Annotated in this window: 20 protein-coding genes; 11 read left to right on the forward strand and 9 right to left on the reverse strand. The window is 64.9% G+C overall.

The annotated features are described in order from the left end of the window. Positions 1-106: 106 nt before the first annotated feature. Entirely contained in the window at positions 107-1,876 is a 1,770-nt protein-coding gene (locus FHY18_RS08865) for a M14 family metallopeptidase (protein ID WP_259153523.1), read from the reverse strand. Positions 1,877-2,160: 284 nt separating this feature from the next. Here FHY18_RS08865 and FHY18_RS08870 point away from each other — a divergent pair, with 284 nt between their 5' ends. Both FHY18_RS08870 and FHY18_RS08875 read left to right on the forward strand, forming a co-directional pair. Then, entirely contained in the window at positions 2,161-3,726 is a 1,566-nt protein-coding gene (locus FHY18_RS08870; RefSeq protein WP_259153524.1) for an oligopeptide:H+ symporter, read from the forward strand. Positions 3,727-3,733: 7 nt separating this feature from the next. Further along, positions 3,734-4,342: a rhomboid family intramembrane serine protease gene (locus FHY18_RS08875; protein WP_259153525.1), complete on the forward strand. Its 609-nt coding sequence runs from the start codon at positions 3,734-3,736 to the stop codon at positions 4,340-4,342. A gap of 151 nt (positions 4,343-4,493) precedes the next feature. Here FHY18_RS08875 and FHY18_RS08880 read toward each other — a convergent pair whose 3' ends face one another. Next, on the reverse strand, positions 4,494-4,694 hold the full coding sequence (locus FHY18_RS08880) for a hypothetical protein (protein WP_259153526.1): 201 nt from the start codon (positions 4,692-4,694) through the stop codon (positions 4,494-4,496). A gap of 213 nt (positions 4,695-4,907) precedes the next feature. Here FHY18_RS08880 and FHY18_RS08885 point away from each other — a divergent pair, with 213 nt between their 5' ends. The 3 genes from FHY18_RS08885 (at position 4,908) to FHY18_RS08895 (ending at position 6,644) form a co-directional block, all read left to right on the forward strand. Next, on the forward strand, positions 4,908-5,192 hold the full coding sequence (locus FHY18_RS08885) for a GNAT family N-acetyltransferase (protein ID WP_259153527.1): 285 nt from the start codon (positions 4,908-4,910) through the stop codon (positions 5,190-5,192). A 39-nt stretch (positions 5,193-5,231) separates the two neighbouring features. Further along, positions 5,232-6,077 carry a DUF3298 and DUF4163 domain-containing protein gene (locus tag FHY18_RS08890; RefSeq protein ID WP_259153528.1) on the forward strand — a complete coding sequence of 282 codons (846 nt, stop codon included), beginning with the start codon at positions 5,232-5,234 and terminating at the stop codon, positions 6,075-6,077. Between the two features lie 66 nt (positions 6,078-6,143). Beyond that, positions 6,144-6,644: a MarR family transcriptional regulator gene (locus tag FHY18_RS08895; RefSeq protein ID WP_259153529.1), complete on the forward strand. Its 501-nt coding sequence runs from the start codon at positions 6,144-6,146 to the stop codon at positions 6,642-6,644. 90 nt (positions 6,645-6,734) lie between these two features. Here the strand turns inward: FHY18_RS08895 and FHY18_RS08900 are convergent, their stop codons facing one another. Then, on the reverse strand, positions 6,735-8,933 hold the full coding sequence (locus tag FHY18_RS08900) for a M3 family metallopeptidase (protein ID WP_259153530.1): 2,199 nt from the start codon (positions 8,931-8,933) through the stop codon (positions 6,735-6,737). A gap of 485 nt (positions 8,934-9,418) precedes the next feature. Between FHY18_RS08900 and FHY18_RS08905 the strand changes: the two genes are divergently transcribed. Continuing rightward, positions 9,419-9,904: a glutathione peroxidase gene (locus FHY18_RS08905; RefSeq protein WP_259153531.1), complete on the forward strand. Its 486-nt coding sequence runs from the start codon at positions 9,419-9,421 to the stop codon at positions 9,902-9,904. Between the two features lie 294 nt (positions 9,905-10,198). Here FHY18_RS08905 and FHY18_RS08910 read toward each other — a convergent pair whose 3' ends face one another. After that, complete coding sequence (locus FHY18_RS08910; protein WP_259153532.1) at positions 10,199-10,978, reverse strand: ferredoxin--NADP reductase; 780 nt, start codon at positions 10,976-10,978, stop codon at positions 10,199-10,201. Between the two features lie 201 nt (positions 10,979-11,179). Further along, the gene (locus tag FHY18_RS08915; protein ID WP_259153533.1) at positions 11,180-13,060 is read right to left on the reverse strand and encodes an ABC transporter ATP-binding protein; all 1,881 of its coding nucleotides are present in this window, start codon (positions 13,058-13,060) and stop codon (positions 11,180-11,182) included. 210 nt (positions 13,061-13,270) lie between these two features. Here FHY18_RS08915 and FHY18_RS08920 point away from each other — a divergent pair, with 210 nt between their 5' ends. The 4 genes from FHY18_RS08920 to FHY18_RS08935 all read left to right on the forward strand — a co-directional run bounded on the left by FHY18_RS08920 (position 13,271) and on the right by FHY18_RS08935 (position 16,996). Further along, entirely contained in the window at positions 13,271-14,788 is a 1,518-nt protein-coding gene (locus tag FHY18_RS08920; RefSeq protein ID WP_259153534.1) for a fumarate hydratase, read from the forward strand. A gap of 382 nt (positions 14,789-15,170) precedes the next feature. Beyond that, the gene (locus tag FHY18_RS08925) at positions 15,171-15,518 is read left to right on the forward strand and encodes a hypothetical protein (protein WP_259153990.1); all 348 of its coding nucleotides are present in this window, start codon (positions 15,171-15,173) and stop codon (positions 15,516-15,518) included. Positions 15,519-15,531: 13 nt separating this feature from the next. Then, complete coding sequence (locus tag FHY18_RS08930) at positions 15,532-16,167, forward strand: glutathione S-transferase family protein (RefSeq protein WP_259153535.1); 636 nt, start codon at positions 15,532-15,534, stop codon at positions 16,165-16,167. A gap of 112 nt (positions 16,168-16,279) precedes the next feature. Beyond that, entirely contained in the window at positions 16,280-16,996 is a 717-nt protein-coding gene (locus FHY18_RS08935; protein ID WP_259153536.1) for a carbonic anhydrase, read from the forward strand. Positions 16,997-17,186: 190 nt separating this feature from the next. Here FHY18_RS08935 and FHY18_RS08940 read toward each other — a convergent pair whose 3' ends face one another. Both FHY18_RS08940 and FHY18_RS08945 read right to left on the reverse strand, forming a co-directional pair. Then, on the reverse strand, positions 17,187-18,317 hold the full coding sequence (locus tag FHY18_RS08940) for a phospholipase A (RefSeq protein ID WP_259153537.1): 1,131 nt from the start codon (positions 18,315-18,317) through the stop codon (positions 17,187-17,189). Positions 18,318-18,527: 210 nt separating this feature from the next. Beyond that, positions 18,528-19,013 carry a DUF456 domain-containing protein gene (locus FHY18_RS08945; protein WP_259153538.1) on the reverse strand — a complete coding sequence of 162 codons (486 nt, stop codon included), beginning with the start codon at positions 19,011-19,013 and terminating at the stop codon, positions 18,528-18,530. A gap of 228 nt (positions 19,014-19,241) precedes the next feature. Here FHY18_RS08945 and FHY18_RS08950 point away from each other — a divergent pair, with 228 nt between their 5' ends. Next, on the forward strand, positions 19,242-19,457 hold the full coding sequence (locus FHY18_RS08950; protein WP_003483561.1) for a cold-shock protein: 216 nt from the start codon (positions 19,242-19,244) through the stop codon (positions 19,455-19,457). Positions 19,458-19,548: 91 nt separating this feature from the next. Here the strand turns inward: FHY18_RS08950 and FHY18_RS08955 are convergent, their stop codons facing one another. Together FHY18_RS08955 and FHY18_RS08960 are read right to left on the reverse strand one after the other, a co-directional pair. Continuing rightward, a complete protein-coding gene (locus FHY18_RS08955; protein WP_046963449.1) occupies positions 19,549-20,031 on the reverse strand; it encodes a glycine zipper 2TM domain-containing protein in 483 nt (160 codons plus the stop codon). Between the two features lie 130 nt (positions 20,032-20,161). Beyond that, positions 20,162-20,590 (reverse strand): hypothetical protein, encoded by a 429-nt coding sequence (locus tag FHY18_RS08960; RefSeq protein WP_259153547.1) that lies wholly within the window; start codon positions 20,588-20,590, stop codon positions 20,162-20,164. Positions 20,591-20,661: the final 71 nt, after the last annotated feature.

The following is a 20,661-nucleotide window of genomic DNA, read 5'->3' on the forward strand; positions in this document are numbered from 1 at the left end:
GTGTCCTTGTGGTGCTGGGTCATTACAAAACTAAGGGGCACCGGGATGCCCGAATGGTAGGGGCGCACAGGCGCCGCTCGGCCGCTCGCCGGAATCGGCGCTGCGGTTAGAAATCGGTCTGCGCGGTACGCAGCACCGGATACAGCTGGTAGCGCTCGTCCCAGGAGGAATGACGCCTGGCGAAGAACTCCAGGCGCGCTTGCGGGCTCTTGGCGAACTCCGGGTCGCTGGCGATGCGCTGTTCGAACTGCGCCTTCAGCGCGGGGTCGTTGGCCAACATGTCGCGCGCCACGTCTTCGGCCACGTAGGCCTCCATGTATTCCTTGCGCTCGAAGGCCGAATTGAAAAAGCCCCACTGCAGCAACGAGTCCGGTGCCTGCGGCTCCAGCATCGCCATCAGCAGGCGCGCCTTGGGTTGAGCGATCGGCACGAACAGCGAGCCGGCGGACACGGCGCGGGTTTCATCGCGCCACTGCCCAGCGACGTCCAGCGTCTGGTGGCCTTCGTTCGAGCGCGCGGCAAAGCTGGCGGTGTCGGCGCGGAACGTCTGCACCGGGTGTTCGGCCGCACTGGCGACGGTGCGGAAATCGATGCCGTGCAGGCGCAATTTGTCTGCGACGAAGGCAGCCTGCGCGGCCGGCACCAGATACCCGCCACGCGGTGCGTCGACCACCAGGTCGGGCTTGATCTGATCGCGCAGCGGTAGCTTCCAGATCTGCGGTTTGCTCTCGTCGTAGCGCGTCATCAACGCGCCGGAAATCGGCGAGGGCGTGCGCGTGTACGCATAGCCGCGGAACGCCACGGTGCGCGCGGCAGGGCCGGCAGCAAAGCTCAGCGGCTCGGGCATGCCGGCCAGCTGGCTGGCGCGCCGATCGGCCGCCAGCGCATCGGCGCGCCAGGCGCTGCCGTGTTTTGCGGCCTGCTGCAGCACCGACACGATGGCATGACGGGTTACCCGCACGCGCGTGGGATAGTCCTTCCACGAATGGGTCTCCACCAGCATGCCGAAGCGGTTGCGCAGCAGGAAATACCCATGCGAAAAGCGCGGCGGCGATACGTCGTCGGCAAAACCGGAGGCGGGGTCGTCTTCGTGCACGAAAGACGGGTAGTACGGCAGCGGCAGCGAACCTTGCCTGGCCAGATCGCCAAGCACCGCATCGCGCCAACGCGTGCCGTCGCGTTGCAGCGCGGTATCGCCGGCGTGCACCGGCTCGACCTGCACCGAGACGTCGTGCTCGAACTTGGCGCCGTCGGTGACATGCAGGTCCACGTACATCAGCGGGTCCCATTGCTGCACCAGCCGCAGCATGGCCTGCATCTCCGGCGCGTCGGCCTTGACGTAGTCGCGGTTGAGATTGAGGTTCTGCGCGGTAGTGCGCCAGCCCATCTGCTCGGGGCCGCGCTGGTTGGGGCGGTTCCAGGCGCCAAAGCGCTCATGCCCATCCACGTTGAACACCGGCACGAACACCCAGACCAGCTTGTCGAGCACGCCCTTGCCGGCCTTGCCATCGAGCAGCTGGCGCAAAGCCAGAAAGCCCGCGTCCTTGCCATCGATCTCGCCGGCATGGATGCCGCCCTGGATCAATACCACCGGCAGCTTGCGCTGCGCGGCGCTGTCCGCATCCAGCGCGCCGCTGGTGGAGGCGATCAACGCCTTCATCGGCCGGCCTTCCGGCGTGGTGCCGAACTCCACGCAGCGCACCGCCTGCGGGTAACGCTGGGCAAAGGCATCGCACAGTGCGACGACTTCGTCGTAGCGTCCGGTCTGGACGAAGCCGCTGCGCTCGGCCTGGGTAGTCAGCGGTTCGGCGGCCAGCGCGGCAGGGGCACAGGTCAACAACAACAGGCTCAGGGCCAGGCGGGTAAAGCGGGGCATCCAGCGGTCCAGTGTTCCAGGAAAACGTTTGCAATGTAGCCGAGCCGAGCTGGCAGGCCAATCTGCACTGCGACATTTGCCGACCATTCAAAGCGGGCGCGAGCGCTTCGAACACGCTGCTTCGCCGGCTATCGATACGTTCTGCGCGCGCCTGCACGCGGCGTCGATTGCGCGCCGTCCGATGTCGGCAGCGCGCCGCGCCGGCCGCCGGCCTGCTCCTGCATGGCGGCCGGCCTCTCGGCGCCGGTACGATAGGGGCTGTTTACCGCTCGACCGGACCGCCTTTGACCACCTCGACCCTGCCGGGCCCCACGGCCGGCGCGCGCCTGCCGCGCCAGATTCCTTTCATCATCGGCAACGAAGCCTGCGAGCGTTTCAGCTTTTACGGGATGCGCAACATCCTGGTGCAGTTTCTGATCACTTCGCTGTTGCTGCAGGAAGTTGGCGGGCCGGGCCGCGAGGCCGAAGCCAAGCACATCCTGCACAGTTTCATGATCGGGGTGTTCTTCTTCCCGCTGCTGGGCGGCTGGCTGGCCGATCGGCTGTTCGGCAAATACAACACCATCCTGTGGTTCAGCCTGATCTATTGCGCCGGCCACGCGTGTCTGGCGATGTTCGAGGGCAGCCGTCACGGCTTCTTCGTGGGGCTGGGCCTGATCGCGCTGGGCGCGGGCGGCATCAAGCCGTTGGTGGCCTCGTTCATGGGCGACCAGTTCGACCAGTCCAACAAGCACATGGCCAAGGTGGTGTTCGACGCCTTCTACTGGATCATCAACTTCGGCTCGTTGTTCGCCTCGTTGCTGATTCCGCTGGCGCTGAAGAATCTGGGCCCGTCGTGGGCGTTCGGCATCCCCGGCATCCTGATGTTCGTGGCCACGCTGGTGTTCTGGCTGGGGCGCAAGCGCTACGTGCTGGTGCCATTGCCGCCGAAAGACCCGCACGGGTTTGGCGCCGTGCTGCGCACGGCATTGCTGGCGCGCGCGCCCGGGCAGGGGCGGCCTGGTCTGGCGCTGGCCATCATCGCGGTGGTCGCTGCACTGGCCTGCATGGCGCTGATCGAGCCGCTGGGCATCGTCATCTGTCTGTGCATGGCGCTGGTGCTGCTGCTGGCCGGGATCGGTGGCGGCACCTGGTGGCAGCTGGAACGCGCGCGCGGCCTGCATCCGGATGCAGCGGTTGAAGGCGTGCGCGCATTGCTGCGGGTGCTGGTGATCTTCGCGCTGGTGACGCCGTTCTTTTCGTTGTTCGATCAGAAGGCTTCGACCTGGGTGCTGCAGGGGCGCGAGATGACCATGCCGGCGTGGTTCACCGCCTCGCAGATGCAGGCGCTCAATCCGCTGCTGGTGATGTTGCTGATCCCCTTCAACAACCTGGTGCTGTACCCGCTGCTGCGCCGTCGAGGCTGGGAGCCGACGCCGTTGCGTCGCATGACCAGCGGTATCGCCTTCAGCGGGGTGGCGTGGATTGCGGTCGGCGCGATCCAGGTCGTCATGGATGGCGGTGAGCCGATGCACATCGCCTGGCAGATGCTGCCCTATGCCTTGCTCACCTTCGGCGAGGTGCTGGTATCGGCCACCGGCATCGAGTTCGCCTACAGCCAGGCGCCGCCGTCGATGAAGGGCGTGGTGATGAGCTTCTGGTATCTGACCACCACGGTGGGCAATCTGTGGGTGCTGCTATCGAACGTGGCGGTTCGCAACGCGACGGTGACCTCCCATATCGCCGATACTGGGCTCAGCGAAGCGGCATTCCTGATGTTCTTCTTCGCGGCCTTCGCGTTTCTGGCAGCACTGGCCTTCGGCCTGTACGCACGCCGGTATCGCATGGTCGACAATTACCGTTCTGCCTGAGGTCCGCATGATTACCCTGATCCTGATCGCCATCACCGGCATCGTCTCGTGGATGGCGTTCAACAACCGCAAATTGAACGACCGCTTGATCCTTTGGCCTCCAGCGCTGGACAAGCAGCGCCAGTACGACCGCCTGGTGACCTACGGCTTCATCCATGCCGACCTGGGGCACCTGGTCTTCAACATGATCACGCTGTTCTTTTTCGGCCGGGTGATCGAAAGCGTGATGACACAGCTGACCGGCAGCGTGCTGACCTATCCGCTGTTCTATCTGGCGGCGCTGGTGGTGTCGATCCTGCCCAGCTATCTGAAAAACCAGAACAACCCCAATTACCTCAGCCTGGGCGCCTCCGGTGCGGTGTCGGCGGTGCTGTTCGCCTTCATCCTGCTGCAGCCGTGGACCATCATCCTGGTGCTGTTCATTCCGGCACCGGCGATCATCTATGCGGTGTTCTACGTGGGCTACAGCCTGTGGATGGACCGCCGTGGCGGCGATCGCATCAACCACAGCGCGCACCTGGCCGGTGCGGCATTCGGGGTGATGTTCATGCTGATCATGGAGCCGCGGGTGTGGCAGGTCTTCCTGGAGCAGCTGTCCAATCCCCGCTTCGGCTGAGGGCGCTGGCCCGTCCTGCTGCCTGGGGGTACCGGGCTGGCCGGCGCTGCGGTGACGCAGCTGACGCATCAGTGCAGCGGTTGCCTGCGGCAACCGGGCCAGGACCGACGCCATGGCGTCGCAGGTCCTGGCGGATGGAGCGAGGCCGGCGTCAGGCCGCGTTGCGTTCGCGGTCGGTGCTGAGCGCTGTGCCCGACGCTGCGCCGTAGGCCTGCTGCAGACGTTCGTAGACGGTATCGTTGAGTTGCGCGAAATCGGGGTTGTGGGTGTCGCCATTGATGGCGAACTGGAACAAGCCTTCCAGCAGCGAGCTATCGCTGTCCGTGCCGTTTCCTGCCGAATCGTTGTGCATGCGGTGACTCCTCGTTGATAAGGCGAGGGCACTGGCCAGGCCGGAGACCGGTTGCAGGCAGCGCCGTCGAGTCAGCTATCGGCGCTGCCGCGGCGAACTTAAGGACGTCGTCGCCAAGTCGGGCCGGCGGTCACAGCGGGGATTCATTTTCACGCAGGCGCGGCGTCGCGCTGGTCACACTTGGCGCATATTCACTGCCGGGCGCAGACCACGATGGAGGCAGCGACAGTGCACGCCGAACACGATTCCACGCAGCAGCGCTTCGTTGTTGACACCGAGGGACATCATGCCGAGCTGGTCTATCAGCTCGAGGGTGCGCGCATGACCATCACGCACACGCTGGTGCCGGATGCCATTGCAGGCCGCGGGATCGCCGCGGTGTTGGTCGAGGCCGCTCTGCAGCATGCGCGCCAGGCTGGGCTGAAGGTCGTGCCAGCGTGCAGCTACGCCGCCGCCTACGTGCGCCGGCATCAACAGTTTCAGGATCTGCTGGCCTGATGGACAGCAGTGGGTGGTTCGATCAGGGGAGCAGGTGGGATGGGGCGGTTGCTTGGATTCAATAGTGCGCGCGGTCTGCTGATGCTGGCCCTGTTGACGGGCTGTACGCAGCGCGAACCTGCGGCAGTCGAGTCGACCGAGCCGGCAGCCGATGCGGGCGCACCGACAACGCCGGCTCCGGAACCGCAGATGGTGCAGAGCGGCCCGCTGGAAGATGTGATCGAACACGCGCCGGCCTACATGATTGGTATCAGCTATCCGCCCGGGCTGGATGCATACCCGGACCTGGCTGCGTTGATTCGCAAGTATGCGCAGGATGCCCGCAGCGAGTTGATGGAGGCCGTCTCCGGTCTGGGCAACGACAAGCCCGCCGCGCCTTATGAGTTGTCGCTGGCATTCGAAAAATTGTTGCAGACCACGGACCTGATCGTCATCGCCGCCGATGGCAGCCGCTACACCGGCGGCGCGCATGGCGAGCCGCTGGTGGCGCGTTTCGTGTGGCTGATCAAGGAGCGCAAGCAACTGACCGCGCAGGCGTTGGTCCCCGACCCGGCCGGATGGGAGAAGATCGGTCGCGATGTCGCTGCGCAATTGCATGCGGCGGCTACCCAACGTGTGGAAGCCGATCGGGTACCGGTCGAGGAACAGGCCGAACAGGTCGCATCGGCCGACCGCATGATTGCCGAAGGCACTGCAGCGCAAGTGGACAACTTCGCGCAGTTCGTCCCGGTGTTGAACGCAGCCGGGCAGATCACTGCCGTGCGCTTCGTGTTTCCGCCTTACCAGGTCGGGCCGTATTCGGACGGCACGCAAACGGCCGAGGTCGCTGCAGCCACCTTGATGCCCTGGGTCGCGCCGGAATATGTACATCTTTTCGCTCGCTGAGGTGTTGCCCCGCAAGTGATGTGATTGAATGGTTCGGCCATTCAGTAATGTAGCCAAACGGGTGATATGAGTAGTTTCGATCCAACCGCAAATCGCGTGGACCACACCTGCGCGCGCTACCCAGCCTTCCCGCGGGAGCCCGCTGTCCTGGTGAGGTTGATCAAGCATCTCTACAAGCGGCTGCACACCATCAGTTGTGTGCGACTCAAGCCGTACGGGATCAGCCCGCCGGAATACGAAATCCTGATGATGCTGTACGGCACGCCTGAGCAGGCGATTACCCCGACCGAGGCGGCAGAAGCCGCCAGCGAGAAACCGGCCAACATCACCCGGCTCACTGACCAGCTGTGCGAGAAGGGCTTGATCGCGCGTGGCAGCAGTCCCGACGACCGCCGCAAGATCATGCTGACCCTGCAGCCGGCCGGGCTGGCATTGATCGAAAGCGTGTTGCCGGAAGCATGCACGCTGTTGCACGAACAGACGGCCGACCTCAGCGAAGCGGAGCAGGCGCGTCTGGAAAAGCTGCTGAAGAAGCTGCTCAATGGCGTGGACGCCGTAGACGCCTGAGCGCCACGCGGCAGCTGCGCTGCATGCCTTCGCAAAAACCACAACGCCGCCCGGATCGCTCCGGGCGGCGTTGTCGTCATGCAGGTCCGATTACGGCTTGGACTGCGGCGCTTCCGGCGTTGCCCCATCGCCCCCCTGCGCGCTCAGGCCGCGCTTCTCGAGCAGTGGCTCGATCTGCGGCGCATGGCCAGCAAAGTTCTGGAACAGCTCCATCGCGTCCACACTGCCGCCGCGCGACAGCAGCGTCTTGCGGAAGCGGTCGCCATTGGCCCGGCTCAAGCCGCCATGTTGCTTGAACCACTGCTGGGTGTTTGCATCCAGGACTTCGGACCAGATATAGGCGTAGTAGCCGGCCGCGTAACCGCCCATGATGTGGCTGAAATACGGGGTCTTGTAGCGCGGCGGCACCGGCGCGTAGGCGATGCCGTCCTGCTGCAGGGCCTTGGCTTCGAAGGCCATCACGCCGGCCGCATCCGGCACCTGACTGGCGCTGATCTGATGCCAGTTCTGGTCCAGCATCGCCGCACCCAGATACTCGGTGGTGGCAAACCCCTGGTTGAACTTGGACGCGGCAATCACCTTGTCCAGCAGCGCCTGCGGCATCGGGGTGCCGTTCTGGTAATGCTTGGCGTAGTTCTTCAGGATCGACGGCTCGTCGGCCCACATCTCGTTGACCTGCGAAGGGAACTCGACGAAGTCGCGCGGCACGCTGGTACCGGAGAAATACGGGTATTTGACGTCGGAGAACATGCCGTGCAGCGCATGCCCGAACTCATGGAACATGGTGGTCACTTCATCCCAGGTCAGCAGCGTCGGCTGGCCGGCCGGCGGCTTGGGGATGTTGAGGTGATTGGCCACCACCGGCTTGAAACCGGTCAGGTCCGACTGCGACACGTAGGAGTTCATCCATGCGCCACCGCGCTTGGATTCGCGCGCGTACATGTCGGCGATGAAGATCGCCAGCTGCTTGCCGTCGGCGTCGAACACGTCGTAGACGGTGATGTCGTCGCGGTAGGTCGGCAGGTCGGTACGCTGCTTGAAGGTCAGGCCGTATTCCTGGTTGGCCGCATAGAACACGCCGTTTTCCAGCACGTTCTTCAGCTCGAAATACGGCTTGAGCTGCGACTCGTCGAAGTTGTACTTGGCCTGGCGCACCTTCTCGCTGTAGTAGGCCCAGTCCCAGGCTTCGAGCTTGAAGGTCGGCTTGCGCGCGGCCTTTTGTTCCTTGTCGATCATCGCCTGCAGGTCGGCAGCCTCGCGCTTGGCATTGGCCACAGCAGCGGGTGCCAACTTGCCGAGCATCGCGTTGACCGCTTCGGGGGTCTTGGCGGTCTGGTTTTCCAGCGAATACGCCGCATAGGTCGGGAAGCCGAGCAGCTTGGCCTTGTCGGCGCGCAGCTTCATGATGCGCGACACCAGCGCAGTGTTGTCGTACTGGCCGCCGTGGCTGCCGCGCGACACCGACGCGTCATAGATCTTCTTGCGCAGGTCGCGATTCTTCAACTGGGTCAGCGGCGGCTGGCCGGTGGTGTTGAGCAGCGCGATCACGTACTTGCCGTCGAGCTTGCGCGCCTTGGCCGCTTCGGCGGCTGCGGCGATCTGTTCTTCAGACAGGCCGTCGAGCTGCTTGACGTCATCCACCACCACTGCAGCGGCGTTGACCTCGGCCAGCACGTTCTGGCTGAAGGTGGTGCCCAGGTTGGCCAGCTCGGCATTCATCGCCTTGAGCGTGGTCTTGTCGGCCTCGGAGAGCTTGGCGCCGTCGCGGACGAAGTCGCTGTAGTACTTCTCTACCAGGCGCAGGCTTTGCGCATCCAGGCCCAGCTTGGCGCGCTGGTCGTACAGGGTCTGGATGCGCGCGAACAACTTGCCGTTGAGCGAGATCGCATCGCGATGCGCGGCGAACTTCGCCGAATAATCGGCCTGCAGTTTCTTGCGTGCATCGTTGGTGTCGGCACCCACCAGGTTGAAGAACACCGTGGTTGCGCGATCGAGCGTGGCGCCACTCTTTTCCAGCGCGACGATGGTGTTGTCGAAGCTCGGCTTGGCTTTCTGGTTGGCGATCTTGTCCACTTCCTTCAACTGCTCGGCCATGCCGGCATCGAAGGCGGGGGCAAAGTCGTTGTCGGTGATCTTGTCGAACTGCGGGTAATGCAGCGGCAGCGTGCTGTCGGCAAAGAAGGGGTTGGCTTGGGTGGCAGCCTGCGTGGTCGCGGGTGCGGCGATGCTGTAGGACGGCATGGCAAGTCCCAGGGAAGCGGCCAGGGCAAAAGCGAGACGGGTGGTCAAGAAGGTAGCTCCAAAGTGCGAACCGCCGAGGCTAACCCAGCCTGCCGGGACAGGCGTGTGACAAAAGGCATGGCTGCCCTGGCTTCGCGCAGTCAACTGGCAGACGCGGCCGACGCGTGAGGCCGAGCTCGCCGGTTGGCCGGTCGTCATGCTGGCGGGTTCGGCCCGTGGCCGGCGTCGCCGGACCGCGATTCGCACGGCGTCGTGCCGGCATGGCAGGCAGCACGCAAGCGCCGTAGCGAAGTTCGCCCGCTGTGCGGGCCCTGCGATTGCGGGAGCGCTTCGCTCGGCGGAGCTGACTGGCGTTGCAGCCGCGACGTCGGCGCGGACCGGGCGCAGTGCTGGCAGGTGCGGACGGACGCGCCAGCGCGCTAGCTGTCGTTCTTCACCCTTGCACGGGGGAGCCGGGTCAGCCTTACCGCTGCAGTGCTGCATGGCCCGCGGCTGCGCTACGCTGCCGCTTCCCCTGGGCATTCGAGCACGCCATGAGCGATCTCTCCACGTTTGAATTCACCGACCTGGACGGTCGCACGCAATCGATGCGCGATTACGTCGGCAGCGTGGTGCTGGTGGTCAATGTCGCATCCAAATGCGGGTTTACCCCGCAGTACGCCGGTTTGCAGTCGCTGTGGCAGCGCTATCGCGAACGTGGCCTGGTGGTGATCGGGTTTCCCTGCGATCAGTTCGGTCACCAGGAGCCAGGCGATGCTGCGCAGATCCGCCAGTTCTGTTCGCTCGATTATGCGGTGGATTTTCCGCTGTCTTCGAAGATCGAAGTCAACGGCAACGGCGCGCATCCGCTGTGGCAATGGCTCAAGCACCAGCAGCGCGGCGTCTTGGGATCGGAGGCGATCAAGTGGAACTTCACCAAGTTCCTGATCGGCCGCGATGGCGCGGTGCTGGAGCGTTACGCGCCGACCACCAAACCGGAAGCCCTGGCAGCAGATATCGAGCGCGCGCTGGGCACCTGACCCGCAGCGTACGCCCCCGTAGGAGCGCACCTGGGCGCGACGAGGCGTTCCTTGTGATGGCTATCGCGCCCAGGTGCGCTCCTACGACAGCGGAGTCAGGTGGCGGGTTAGACGAGACGCCGGATCGCGTTGATGCTTCATGCGCGCCACATCACTTCCGATCTCCCAAGACCCACGCCCACCCGTAGGAGCGCACCTGGGCGCGACGAGGCGTTCCTGGTGATGGCTAGTCGCGCCCAGGTGCGCTCCTACGACAGCGGAGCCTGCACGAGGCGCCGCGTCGCGCGCGCCGTATCACTTCTCGACGAAGGCGCGCTCGAACACGTAATGCCCCGGCGTGCCGATGCGTGGCGAGGTCTGGAAGCCGCGCGCGTCCAGCAGGGTGCGCAGGTCGGCCAACATCTGCGGGCTGCCGCAGATCATGAAGCGGTCGTTGGCCGGGTCCAGGGTCGGCAGTCCCAGCGTCTGCTGCATGCGGCCATCGGCCATCAGCTCGGTCAGCCGGCCCTGATTGGCGAACGCTTCGCGGGTCACCGCCGGGTAGTAGAGCAACTTCTCGCGCAGGATGTCGCCCAGGAATTCGTGCTGCGGCAGCTCGCGCTCGAAGTAGTCGCGATAGGCCAGGTCCTGCACGAAGCGCACGCCCTGGGTAAGGATTACCTTGTCGAAGCGCTCGTAGGTTTCCGGGTCCTTGATGATCGACAGCCACGGCGCCAGGCCGGTGCCGGTGCCCAATAGATACAGATTGCGGCCCGGGTGCAGGTCGCTGATCAGCAGTGTGCCGGTGGGCTTCTTGCCGACCAGGACCTTGTCGCCGGGTTTGATGTGCTGCAGACGCGAGGTCAGCGGACCATCCGGCACCTTGATGCTGAAGAACTCCAGATGTTCTTCCCAGTTGGCGCTGGCGATCGAGTACGCCCGCAGCAGGGGGCGGGTTTCGGTCTCCAGACCGATCATCACGAACTGCCCGTTCTCGAAGCGGAAACCGGCATCGCGGGTGGTGGTGAAGCTGAAGTAGGCATCGGTCCAGTGACGGACCTCAAGCACCGTTTCGGCGCCGAAAGCGGAAGACATACCGGTAAGTGTCGTGGGAAGAGTACCGGCCAATTCTACCTCAAGCCGGCCAAATGAGAGAGGCTCTCATTTGGCCGGCCGGGATTCGGGAGTCGGGATTGGGGATTCGCAAGAGCTCCTGGCTCATCCGCGAGCCCGATACGTCCAGGACCCCGGATCTGCTATAGCGAATCTCCAATCCCGACTCCCCAATCCCCAACCTCACCGATACCCCGCCGCCTGCAACTCGAACAGCTCCGCATACCGCCCACCCTGCGCCATCAGCTCGGCGTGGGTGCCGTTGGCTTCGATGCGGCCGGCGGCCAGCACCAGGATGCGGTCGGCCATGCGCACGCTGGAGAAGCGGTGCGAGATCAGCACCGCGGTACGGTTGTCGGAAAGCTCCTTAAATCGCTGGAACACCTCGAACTCGCTGCGCGCATCCAGGGCGGCGGTGGGTTCGTCCAGGATCATCAGCTGCGCATCGCGCATGTAGGCGCGTGCGATGGCGATCTTCTGCCACTGCCCGCCGGAAAGATCCACGCTGTTCTTGAAGCGGCGCCCGACCAGCTGGTCGTAGCCATCGGGCAGGCTGTCGATGAGCTCGCCGGCCATTGCGCGCTGCGCAGCGGTCTGGATGCGCGGCATATCGTCCATTGCATCGACCTGGCCGACGCCGATGTTCTCGCCCACGCTCAGGTGGTAGCGCACGAAGTCCTGGAAGATCACCCCCAGGTTGGCGCGCACATCGTCCAGGTCGTAGTCGCGCAGGTCCTGCCCATCGAGCAGGATGCGGCCTTCGTCCGGGTCGTACAGCCGCGCCAGCAGCTTGACCAGGGTGGTCTTGCCGGCGCCGTTTTCGCCGACCAGGGCCAGCACTTCGCCGGCGCGCAGTTCGAAATCCAGGTGCCGCACCGTCCACTGCTCGGCATCCGGATAACGGAAGCCCACGTCCTCGAACACGAAGCCCTGGCGGATCGGGCGCGGCACCGGCAGTGCGTTCGGGCGCGAGCGGATCTCCGGCACGATGTTGAAGAACGAGTACAGATCGTCCAGATACAAGGCCTGGCCGGCGACCTGCGAAAACCCGATCAGCAGCCCCTCCAGCAACTGACGCAGGCGCAGGAAACTGCCGGCCAGGAAGGTCAGATCGCCGATGCTGAAATCGCCGCGCACGGTGCGCCAGGCGATGTAGCCATAGGCCATGTAATAGCCGAGCGTGCCCAGTGCAGCGAGCAGTGCGCCCCACAACGCACGCTTGCGCGCCAGTGCGCGGTTGGCCAGGAAGAACTTGTCGGCCAGGCGCCGATACCGAGCGATCAGGAAACGATGCAGGTTGAGGATCTTGACTTCTTTTGCGGTCTCGACGCTGGCACCGACCTGGCGCAGGTAATCGAGCTGGCGGCGTTCCGGCGTCCACTGGAAGTTGAGCGAATAGCCCAGCGCATTGAAGTGCGCCTCGCCGATGAAGGCCGGGATCAGCGCCACCGCCAGCAGCGCGATCAACCACGGCGCATACACCACCAGGCCCACCGCCAGGCTGACCACGGTGATCGCATCCTGCACCTGGCCGAACAACTGGCTCATCAGGTTCATGCGGTTCATGGTCTGGCGCCGCGCGCGATCCAGCTTGTCCTGCCGGTCGGGGTCTTCGAAGTCTTCCAGATCCAGCTGCGCGGCATGTTCCATCAGCCGCACGCTGGCAGCGTTGTTGAACAGCTCCGACAACAGCGCATCGGCATAACCGACCATGCGCCCGAGCAGGTCCGAACCGATCGCCAGCGCCAGTTCCAGCGCCAGCAATTCCAGCAGGCGGTTCAAGCGCCCGTTGCCCAATGCCTGGGTCAGCGACTCGAACGCCGGCGGCTGGCCGACCAGGTGGATCGCCTCGTCGATGATCAATTTGCCGATGTAGAGCGTGGCCACCGGCATCAACGCGCGCAGCACGCGCAGGCCGATGCTGCTGGCGCTCAACCAGCGGCTGGTCTGCCAGATCTGGCGCAGGAACGGGGGCAGATTACGCAGCGCATCCAGGCGCTCGCGCAGGGTGGGGCCGGTACGGGCGGCGGCGGGCGCGGTGGCGCCGGAACGGGAAGCTGACATCGCGCTAGTGTGCCGCGCGCGGCGTGGGTGCGGGGTGTTGGCACGGGCACGGCGGGTGCAGCGTGGGTGGCGATGTCGGCGCCCCGTCGGGCTTGTCCTGGCAGGCGCACGCGTTCCACCTGTCAATCGCTGTGATTGATGCCACATCCGGCCGCGCCCGCGGTTTGCTCTAAAATATGCGGATTGCCCCCGCCAGCCGTAGAGCCAGCCGTGACCTCGATCAAGCAGGAAGACCTCATCCAGTCCGTCGCCGATGCGCTGCAGTACATCAGCTACTACCACCCGGTCGACTACATCAGGAATCTGTCCGCCGCCTACGAGCGCGAAGAATCGCCGGCGGCCAAGGACGCCATCGCGCAGATCCTGATCAACTCGCGCATGTGCGCCGAGGGCCATCGCCCGATCTGCCAGGACACCGGCATCGTTACCGTGTTCCTGGAAATCGGCATGAACGTGCGCTGGGACGACGCCACCATGGGCGTGGAAGACATGGTCAACGAAGGCGTGCGCCGCGCCTACAACCACCCCGACAACAAGCTGCGCGCCAGCGTGCTGGCCGACCCGGCCGGCAAGCGCACCAACACCCGCGACAACACCCCGGCAGTGGTCAATACCAAGATCGTGCCGGGCCACCATGTCGAGGTGATCGTCGCGGCCAAGGGCGGCGGTTCGGAAGCCAAGAGCAAGTTCGCCATGCTCAACCCGTCCGACTCCATCGTCGATTGGGTGCTCAAGACCGTGCCGACCATGGGCGCCGGCTGGTGCCCGCCGGGCATGCTCGGCATCGGCATCGGCGGCACTGCCGAAAAGGCGATGCTGCTGGCCAAGGAAGCGCTGATGGAGCCGATCGACATCGTCGACCTGCAGGCGCGCGGCGCGTCCAATCGCGCCGAGGAACTGCGGCTTGAACTTTATGAAAAGGTCAACGCGCTCGGCATCGGCGCGCAGGGCCTGGGCGGCCTGACCACGGTGCTGGATATCAAGGTCAAGGATTACCCGACCCATGCCGCCAACCTGCCGGTAGCGCTGATCCCCAACTGCGCGGCCACCCGCCATGCCCATTTCACCCTGGACGGCAGCGGCCCGGTGATGCTGGACCCGCCGTCGCTGGAAGACTGGCCCAAGCTCACCTACAACCCGAGCAACGCGCGCCGGGTCAACCTGGACACCATCACCAAGGAAGAGGTCGCCAGTTTCAAGCCGGGCGAGGTGGTGCTGCTCAACGGCAAGCTGCTGACCGGCCGCGACGCCGCGCACAAGCGCATGATCGACATGCTCAACAAGGGCGAAACCCTGCCGGTGGATTTCACCAACCGCTTCATCTATTACGTCGGCCCGGTCGATCCGGTGCGCGACGAAGTGGTGGGCCCGGCCGGCCCGACCACCGCCACGCGCATGGACAAGTTCACCCGCCAGATGCTCGAGCAGACCGGCCTGCTGGGCATGGTCGGCAAGTCCGAGCGCGGCGATGCCGCGATCGATGCGATCCGCGACAACAAGGCCGTGTACCTGATGGCGGTCGGCGGTTCGGCCTATCTGGTGTCCAAGGCGATCAAGGCTGCGCGCGTGCTGGCCTTCGAAGATCTGGGCATGGAGGCGATCTACGAGTTCGAGGTCAAGGACATGCCGGTCACCGTGGCGGTGGATTCCACCGGCGAATCGGTGCACAAGACCGGCCCGCGCTTGTGGCAGTCGCGTATCGGCAAGATTCCGGTCGTGGTGGAATAACGGCAGTCGCAACCTGCCAAGCAGACCGTCAGCAAGGCGGTCTGCGCCCGTTGGCGGAACAAGCGCGCAGACTCGCCTGACGACTGCGCCACAGTGCGCTCGTCAGGCGTGGCTGGAACCGCGAGGCAATGGCACGCCTTGCCGTTTGCTGCAGGTCACCGGGCAGATGCAGGCTGGTGCCGGCAGCGGGTCCAGTGCCGTCGGAGAGGCGGCATCTGCGATCTCTCGACAGAGAAGACAGGCGTGACTCCACGGGAACCGGCTATGCTCGCCGCACTGACCGGTGACCTTCAGGAGAACAGGAATGCTCCGACTCGTCTGCGTTGCGCTGTTGTCGTGCCTGAGCCTGAGCTCGGCGGCGCAGCAGCAAAAAGCACCCACGGTGTTGTTTCCCTCGCGCAACTACGCGCCGCCACCTGCCGCCCCGGTGCCGTTCGCAGAGCGCAAGCTGCTCAAAACAAACGATGCCGCGACACGCTTCAACGGACCCTCGGCTGCGGATCGCTGCATCGCGCAGTGCAACAGCGGCGCCCGACAATGCCGCGCAGACCGGCCCAGCGAGTCCAGTTGCAGCAGCAGGGTGGCGCCGCGAGGAAAGCGCTGCGACGACGTACAGAATCCGGCGCAACGGGCCAACTGCATGGCGCAGGTCTTCGACTGCACTCAGCAAAGCGACGACAATCGTTGCGAACCGCGCAAGCTCGCCTGCCTGCGCGCCTGTACCAACTGACCCGAGACCCCGCATGGCCGCCACGCTCTACCACACCCCCAGTACCGCCGCCCTGGTCGTCCATTGGCTGTTGATCGAACTGGACGTTGCGCACGTGCTGCATCCGCTGGATTTCGAACGGGGCGAGCAAAAGGCGCCGGAGTATCTGGCGCTCAACCCGGCCGGGGTGGTGCCGACCCTGGTGCTGGACGGGCAGGTACTCACCGAAGCGGCCGCCATCGTCATGCACCTGGCCGATCTCTACCCGCAAGCCGGGCTGGCGCCGCCGGTGGCCACGCCCGAGCGTGCGGCTTACTACAGGTGGATGTTCTTCTGCGCCAACACCTTGCAGCCGGCGTATCGCGCCTGGTTCTATCCGCACGAGCCGGCCGGCGCTGCGCACGTCGATGCAGCGCAGACCCAGGCACGCGACAAGCTGGAAGCGGCCTGGACCCAGGTCGATGCGCATCTGCAGGCGCACGGGCCGTATCTGCTCGGCCGGACGCCATCGGCCGCCGATTTCATGCTGACCATGTTGATGCGCTGGTCGCGCAACATGCCGCGCCCGACCGATACCTGGCCGGCACTGCAGGCGCATGCGCAGCGTATGAAGGCGCGTCCTGCGTTTCAGGAAACCTATCGCCGCGAGGGCCTGACGGACTGGACCTGAACCTGCGGCGCGTGGGCGCGAAGTCATGTCCGTATAACCTCTCCGGCAGGCATTTTGCCGCGCTCGCCGCGTAGTAGGATCGCGACACCAACCAGAGAGCAGGGGCTCGTCCATGTCGCATTCCGCATCCCGCCGAAAATTGCTGCAGTGCGCCTGTTGCGCGCCGATCGCGGCCGCTGCCGCATCCCTCCCGTTCGCGGTGCGCGCGGCAGCACCCTCGAAAAAGACCGACTTGAATGCCGAACAGGCGCTGCAGGTGCTGCGCGACGGAAACGCGGCCTTCGTCGAAAATCGCCCCAAGAAGGTTATTTCCGACAGCAAGCGGCGTCTGGAACTGGCGCTCGGGCAGACTCCCTTCGTGATCCTGGTGTCGTGCTCGGACTCGCGCGTGCCGCCAGAGCTGCTGTTCGGCCGCGGCCTGGGTGAGATGTTCATCGTGCGCAACGCCGGTAATACCGTGGACACCACCGCGCTTGGCTCGATCGAATATGCGGTGAGCCAGCTCGGCGTGCCGTTGGTGGTGGTGATGGGCCACGAAAGCTGCGGCGCAGTGGCGGCGGCGGTGTCGGTTGTCGAACAGAATGCCTTCTTCCCCGGCGCGATCGGCTCCATGATCGAACCCATCGTCCCGGCGGTGCTGGCCGCCAAGAGCAAGGGCAGCGACGACCTGCTCGCCGCCTCGGTCAAGGCCAACGTCAAGCGCACCGTCGACCGCCTGCGCGGCGCCTCCGAACCGGCATTGCTCGAACCGCTGCGCACAGGCGCATGCCGCGTGGTGGGCGCGTACTACACATTGAAGGACGGCAAGGTGGATTTCTTCGACGTCTGAGTCCCCGCCTGAAACAGGGCGGCTGGCAACGGTCTTTCGCCGTCCCTGTTGTGCGTGCGGTAATCGCGACACAAAAAAGCCGACATCGCTGCCGGCTTTTTTTATTCCTGTCCCTCACATCGCTGAGGTCCCACGCAGTCTCAGCACGTGGTCAGGCTGCGACGCACGCGTTGTCGTAATTCCGGAAACGTCAGAACCACTCCAGCAACGACACGCCCAGGCCGATGTAAGTGGCCTTGTGGTTGTAGTCGATCAGGCTTTCGCCGTAGCCGTCGAACACCTGCACATGGCCGCGCAGCAGGTTGGTGATGGGGAAGCCGTAATCCAGCTGCACCGAGCCATGCGAGCGGTCGCCGCCGCGCAGCGAATGCCGCGCGATCAACGCAAATTCGTGGCCGTCCTTGTTGTAGACCAGGGTCGCGTCGCCGCGGCCCATGTAATCCTCGATGTCCGGGTTGTTGTCGTCGACACGGTCTTCCTTGATGCGGAACCACGGGCGCAGCGTCAGCGCCCAGTTTTCGCGATCCAGCCCGATGTTGAGGATGACCCGGTTCCAGGAGCGCGACAGCGGATCTTCGCGGCCGTTGGACATGTGGTTAATGCTGATGCCGCTCATGCGGCCCTTCCAGCCGAACAGGCTGTAGTTGTTGCGGAACACCAGCATCGCTTCCGGCTCGTAATTGGTTTCCCGGAACGGGCGCGAGGCATCGGTGTTGTAAGCCTGCCAGCGCGAACTCTGGGTGTAGCCCATCCAGATGTCGCCGTTGTCGCCGAACAGGTCTTCGACCACCTTGGTCTTGAAGCTCAGCTGGAACTTCAACTCGGCGCTGTCCAGTTGCTGTGGCGTGCTGACCGAGTTGGCCGGATTCGGCGATTGCGGAGTGCGGTTGGAGTCGCTGGTCCAGAACGCCGGCAGCAGGTAGACCGGCTTGTAGCCGCGCAGCTGGAAGGTCCCCAGTTTGGAGTCCTTGGCGAGTTCCCAGCGGCGATCCAGCAGCGAACCGCGGCCGGCATTGGCGACCGCTTCTTCCTTCGGCTGATCCTGACCGTCGGCGCGGAAAAAATCGCCTACGCGGCTGGTCTTGCCGGTGTCTTCCGATTTGGCGGCTTGCTTGGCCAACTGCGCTGCGGCATCTGCCTCCTGCACGGCCTGCGGGGTGTAGCCCAGCGCCTGGTCGTAGCACGCCAGGCGCGCGGCATCCGAGGTCACGGAGGTACAGGCCTGCGGCGATGCGGGCTGCGGAGCGATTTCCTGCCCGTGCGCCAATGGCGCAGCGGCCAGGGCGATCAGCATCAGGGGACGGGTGCGGTGCTTGGGCATGGGCAGTCTGGCCGAGTGTAGGCGCCAGGCAGGCGCGTCAGGCGCTTAGCTTAACGGTCGCGTCTGCATACGCCGTGTGTACACGGTGGCATAACATCCGGGGCGGTGCGTTTAGGCAGATGTCGCTGCGCTGGCGGGGCCGTTATTGAGGGCCGGTCTGCACGCTCGCGGCAACCGCGGCCGTGCCGGCCTGGGACATCGGCTCGCGTGTCAGAACAACCAGGCAATCGCAAACACGCCCAACATGCACATGCCCAGCGCCAGCTTGGTGGCCGTGCCCAGCATGATGCCGACCCAGGTGCCGAAGCCGACCTTGGTGGCCTGGCCGGTCTTGCGGGTCTGGTAGTACTCGCCCAACCACGCGCCGGCGAACGGGCCGACGAACAGGCCGATCGGCATGAAGAAAATCCCGGCAATGGCCCCGATCACCGAACCCCACATCGCCATCTTGCTGGCCCCTACGCGCTGCGCGCCATAGAGGGTGGCAAGGAAGTCGATGACAAAAGACAGGGCGGTGATCAATCCGAGTATCACCAGCGCGACCCAGCCGACATGGGTGAACCCATCTGCCCAGGCGGCCACCAGCAATCCGGCAAAGACCAGCGGCAGGCCCGGCAGTGCGGGCAGGATGACGCCGGCAAGACCCACCAGCACCAGTGCGCCAGCCAGCACGTAATAAACGACAGTCGTGTCCATGAAGGTTTGGAAATGTCCTATTTCAGGCTTGACAAAAATACGCAAGGGGTGCTTGAAAATTGGTTTTGCGCGGGTTAAGTTGCAGCCGCTGCTGTTTGCAAAGGTCACCGTGAATCGTGGCCTGATGCGGTAGATCGCCCGATCCGCTACATCCTTGTACCTCGCTTCCTCCTTGCAATCACAGCCACCACCGCCAGTCCATCACAGTGTCGTAGGGAGTCAGTCGAGATGTCCAACATCGAACGCGAGAATGGTGTCGTAAAGTGGTTCAACGATGCCAAGGGCTTTGGATTCATCAGTCGCGAAAACGGCGAAGACGTCTTCGTCCATTTCCGCGCCATCCAGATCCAGGGCTTCAAGAGTCTCAAGGAGGGGCAGAAGGTCAGCTTTACCGTCGTGCAAGGTCAGAAAGGCCTGCAGGCCGATGCGGTGCAGGTGGTCTGAGCTACGGCATCGGGGGCGATGCATCACGCGCCCAGCAAAAAGGCCCGTCACCGGGCCTTTTTGTTGTCTGCACGTCGGCCGCAGCCGTTGCTCAGCGCAGCACTACCTTGCCGTTGACCACGCGCACGTAAGCGTTTTCGCGCACACCGGCCAGGTCGCGCTGGTTCACCACGATGACGCGGCCATCGTCCATGCGCACCTGCACGTCGAAGCTCTCGCTGGTGACGTTGTTCTGGATGGCGTTGCCCGCCAGCGCGCCGGCAGCGGCGCCAGCCACGGCCGAGACATTCTTGTTGCCCTTGCTGCCGCCGGTTTCCTTGGAAATCTGGCGGCCGGCCACCGCGCCGACGATACCGCCGAGCACCGCCCCGGTGCCGGTGGGCGCGGTGCGGGTGGGGCCGACTTCGTCGATGCGGGTGACGATGCCGCAGTCCACGCAACGCGGCGCAGGCTGCGAATAGCCCTGGTCGTAGCCGCGGTCGCCGCGATAGCTGCCGTACTGGGGCTGGGATGTGGCGCAGCCGACCAAGGTCGCGGTTGCAGCCAGGCCGATAACGAGCAGTCGGGTTTTCATGGGTGTCTCCAGGTGGGTCGACAAGGCGGTCGGGGCCGCGGCGACGTCATCCTGTGTTGGTCCAGGTGAACGGTCTGCCAACTGGATCACTCCAGGCTTAACGAAACCCGAGCGTCGCCTTCATCCAGGCTCATCGAAAGTCGCGGTGACATGCCTCGCAGGCCTCCGCGACCTGCCGTTTGATCGGCACGAACGCGGCGCAGCTGGACGGCGCGCTGCGCTGCGCCTGCTCCAGGGCGACACGCAGTGCCTGAGCATGTTCGCTGAAGCGGCGGTCTTCGCCAATCTGCGCAAATGCCGGTTCCAGTTCGTCGGCAAGCAAGCGCAGCGATTGCAGTCGCGCCTGCTGCTGCGCAGCTGTGCACGCGCTGCCGGGCTGCGGCTGCAGGGCGCGCAGTTGGTAGTCCAGCACGTGCATCAGGCTGTCGGGCAGCGGGTCGCGCCGCGCCTGCAACACCCGCGCCAGCATGACCGTGGTGATCAGCCCGATCAACACGCCCAGCACCAGCATGAAGGCGTAACGGGCCGCGCGTGACTGATGGGGAGGTGTGGCGGACATGGCGAGCTGCTCCGGCATTAAAGCCCGCGGTGGGGCGGACGCGCGCACGGCGGCGCGCGTAAAATAGGCCG

Source organism: Xanthomonas sp. 3793 (genome assembly GCF_024806835.1).
Classification (GTDB): Bacteria; Pseudomonadota; Gammaproteobacteria; order Xanthomonadales; family Xanthomonadaceae; genus Xanthomonas; species Xanthomonas arboricola_F.